Genomic DNA, 3,540 nt, shown 5'->3' on the forward strand with positions numbered 1-3,540 from the left:
ACGGGGGCGTCAAGATCGTCGCCGAGGACGGCGCCGATCGCCTTTTCATAGCCCTTGGTGACGGTGACGCCGTCGATGATCGGCGGCCACAGGTTCTTAGTCTCGCCATTGACCAGTTTTGAAATGGTGCGCGCTTCAGTCTCCAGCCGCTGCACGCGCTTGTCGGCCTCGGTGAGCGGCGCGCGGGAGGCCTCGAGCTTCTGTCGCGCGGCGACGTGGCCGGTCTCGCTGGCTTGCGCTGCGGCTTCGGACGCAGCCAGCGTTTCCTGCGCGGTCTCCATCGCCGCGGCGAGCGCGTCGAGGTCGCCGAGACTGCCGGTTTCCTGCGCGAGCTTCTCCTCGTCGGCCTGGACGCTGGCGATTTCCTGATCGAGCCGGGCCAGCCGGTCGCGATGGGTGCGCACGCCGGCTTCGAGTTGGTTGCGCTTGGCGGAGAGATCGGCCAGCGCGGTGGTCAGCTCGCCGAACATGCGCTCGGCAGCGGCCAGCGTCGCTTCCGCTTCGGAAACGCGTTCATCAACGCCGGAGCGCTTTTCGACGCGTGACTTGATCTCTTCCTTTAACTCGGCGTCTTCGGTGTCGAGCCGCTGCAGCGCCACTTCGGCATCGGAGGTCTGCTGCTGCTCGCGCGCGATGTCGGCCTCGAACTGCGTCAGCCGCCGGTCGAGCTCGGCGACGCGCTCCTTGGCGCGCTCCTCCTCGCGGTCGAGTTGTTCGCGCGCATTGGTGAGCCGCTGCAGCCCCGCCGCGGCGCGGGCCTCGCCTTCGCGCAAGGCAGGCAGTTCAGAGGCGCGGATCGCCTGGATGCGCGCGGCCTCAGCCTGCTCGCGGGTGCGCTCGGCCATTTCGCGAACGTTGATGTCGTGGGTATGCCCAGCTTCCGCAACGTCGGCATTGGCCTCCAGCCAGCGCAGATGAAACAGCGTGGCTTCCGCCTTACGCACCTTGGCGGCGACTTCGCGGAAACGAATGGCCTGTCGCGCCTGCTTCTTCAGCCCGTCGATCTGGCCCGAGAGCTGCCCAATCACGTCCTCGACACGGGTGAGGTTGGTTTCGGCCGCCCTCAGCCGCAACTCAGCCTCGTGGCGGCGGGCATGCAGGCCGGCGACGCCGGCGGCGTCTTCCAGCACGCGGCGGCGCTGTTCGGGCTTGGCCTGAATGATCTCGCCGATCTTGCCCTGGTGAACCAGCGCCGGCGAACGCGCACCGGTGGCGGCATCCGCAAACAGGATCTGCACGTCGCGCGCACGAACATCGCGGCCGTTGATGCGATAGACCGAGCCCGCTTCACGCTCGATGCGGCGGGAGATTTCCAGCACCTGGCTGTCATTGACGGCCGCCGGCGCGGTGCGATCGGCATTGTCGATCGTCATGGTAACTTCGGCGTGGTTCCGCGCCGGACGGTTGCCGGAACCAGCGAAGATCACTGCATCCATGTCGGCGGCGCGCAGCGATTTGTGTGACGTTTCGCCCATTGCCCAGCGCAGCGCCTCGACCAGATTCGATTTGCCGCAGCCATTCGGTCCGACCACGCCGGTGAGGCCGGGTTCGATCATGAAATCAGTGGGTTCAACGAACGACTTGAAACCATGGAGGCGGAGGCGCGTGAGTTTCATGAACACAATTCTCTGTTGGCCGGGCGCGAATCTCCCTGCCGTGACAATACCATAGAAGGCAATGTCGGTGTGTGGACGAACCGCCGATAGCGGTTCTTATCGCATGCGACAATGGCGAGGGCGGGGCCGGAGGGCAACGGGCCCACGGGGCTTTTCCCAAGGGATTTGCAAAGGACTCGAGGCGCTTTTGTCGAGCCTTTTGCTGGACTTATGGCCGGATATGAATCCGGCGGCGCGAATCAGCTCTTCAACAGCGAATTGATGCGCTTTGCGAACTCCTCGAAGCTCTGCTCGCCCTTGATCATCTCGCCGTTGATGAAGAAGGTCGGTGTCGACTGCACCTTCAGTACCTCGGCCGCGAATTTCTGGTCGGCCGCGATCTTGTCGAGCAGCGCCTGATCCTTCAGGCAGTCCTCGACCTGCGTTTGGGTGAGGCCGGCCTGCTTGCCGATCCGGGCCAGCGTCTCCGTGGTGTTCTTCGCCACCCAGTCGTTCTGCTGCTTGAACAGAAGGTCGATCACGGCGAAATATTTCGGGGCGTCGTCCTTGGCGATGCAGCGCGCCAGCATCGATCCCGCAGCCGCCTTGATATCGAGCGGGAATTCCCGGAACACGTAGCGGATCTTGCCGCTGTCGATGAATTCCGACTTGATCTTCGGAAACACCTTTTCAGCGAAGGCCGCGCAGTGCGGGCAGGTCATCGACGCGTATTCGGTGATGGTCACCGATGCGTTGGCGGGTCCGAGCGCCATGTCCGGCAGCGATTGCGGCTTGGCGATATCGGCGGCGCTTTGCGCCATGGCATCCGTGATCAGCCGCAGCGGCGAGAAGCCGGCGAGGGCGGCGAACCCGGTTAGCGACAGGGCGGCGGTGAAGGCGCGGCGCGTGATCATCAAAGTCTGCTCCCGAATGGCGCGTTCACGCCCGAAAGAAGGTGCGAAAAAGAAGCCTTCGCTAGCTTGAAACGCTAGTTGTGGCAATGGTGGGTTGCGCCGGGCGGGCTGCGCAAAAGGCTCAATTTCGCTTGATCGCGGCGCCAAGCCGCGCAAGTGCGGCGCGCAGTTCCTCGTCCTCTACCGCCGACAGGGTTTCGGCGACTTTCGCAACCGATTTCGGGTCCGGCGCGCGGGTGGGGGTGGGGCCCTTCCGGCGCGAGAGCGGCGCCTGCCGTAGCGCCAGCCGGCCAACCGCGCTCCAGCCGAAGAAGCGGTTGACCCGTTGCAGAATAACATCGGAGGAATGCTGGATCTCCAGCGCCATCGGACCTTCTACCCGCAACACCAGCGTGGCCGGTTCCTGCGGTTGCCCTTCCACCGGCCGCGGCCATTGCATCTTCAGCGGCTCGGAATGAGCTGATATTTCGGGGCCGGCAATCTCAGCCCAGCGCGTCACCAGTTCGCGCGCGGCAAATCCCTGCTTGGCATAGGCATCCGAAAATACGTCGCTGAGCAGGACGGAGAGGGGTTTTGCCGAGATCGGGCCGGGTTTGGACATGGGGCCTTATATCTGCGGCGGCGTTCCAGGTCACGCCGCGCGCGGCCGAATCGTCTTCAGGTCGCGGTCGATCTCACGCCGCCGCTGCATCAGATCATAGTCCATCTGCAGGCCCAGGAAGAATCCTTCAGAAAGGCCGAAATAGCGCGCGAGTCGAAGGTCGGTATCAGCGGTAATGGCTCGCTTGCCCAGCACAATTTCGTTGATGCGGCGCGGCGCTACGTGAACGGCGCGCGCAAGCGCGTTCTGGCTGAGCCCCATCGGCCTGAGGAATTCCTCAAGCAGAATTTCGCCGGGATGCGGGTTTGGTTTTGCCATGTGGGATTGTATCACGTTGCAAATTTCGATGGGAATAGGGGTACGTCATGGCCGGGCTTGTCCCGGCCATCCACGTCTTGCGCCAAAACATTGAAGAAAGACGTGGATGGCC

4 protein-coding genes are annotated in these 3,540 nt (G+C 64.0%); all 4 read right to left on the reverse strand.

Annotated elements, in window-relative coordinates:
- Window positions 1-1,616: chromosome segregation SMC family protein (locus CP49_RS29210; RefSeq protein ID WP_245310924.1), on the reverse strand; the 1,616-nt coding region annotated here is incomplete at its 3' end.
- Between the two features lie 239 nt (window positions 1,617-1,855).
- A complete protein-coding gene (locus CP49_RS29215) occupies window positions 1,856-2,512 on the reverse strand; it encodes a DsbA family protein (protein WP_057853601.1) in 657 nt (218 codons plus the stop codon).
- Between the two features lie 118 nt (window positions 2,513-2,630).
- Complete coding sequence (locus CP49_RS29220; protein WP_057853602.1) at window positions 2,631-3,110, reverse strand: DUF721 domain-containing protein; 480 nt, start codon at window positions 3,108-3,110, stop codon at window positions 2,631-2,633.
- A gap of 30 nt (window positions 3,111-3,140) precedes the next feature.
- Complete coding sequence (locus CP49_RS29225) at window positions 3,141-3,428, reverse strand: HigA family addiction module antitoxin (RefSeq protein ID WP_057853603.1); 288 nt, start codon at window positions 3,426-3,428, stop codon at window positions 3,141-3,143.
- Window positions 3,429-3,540: the final 112 nt, after the last annotated feature.

The sequence above is a fragment of the Bradyrhizobium valentinum genome, from assembly GCF_001440405.1.
Classification (GTDB): Bacteria; Pseudomonadota; Alphaproteobacteria; order Rhizobiales; family Xanthobacteraceae; genus Bradyrhizobium; species Bradyrhizobium valentinum.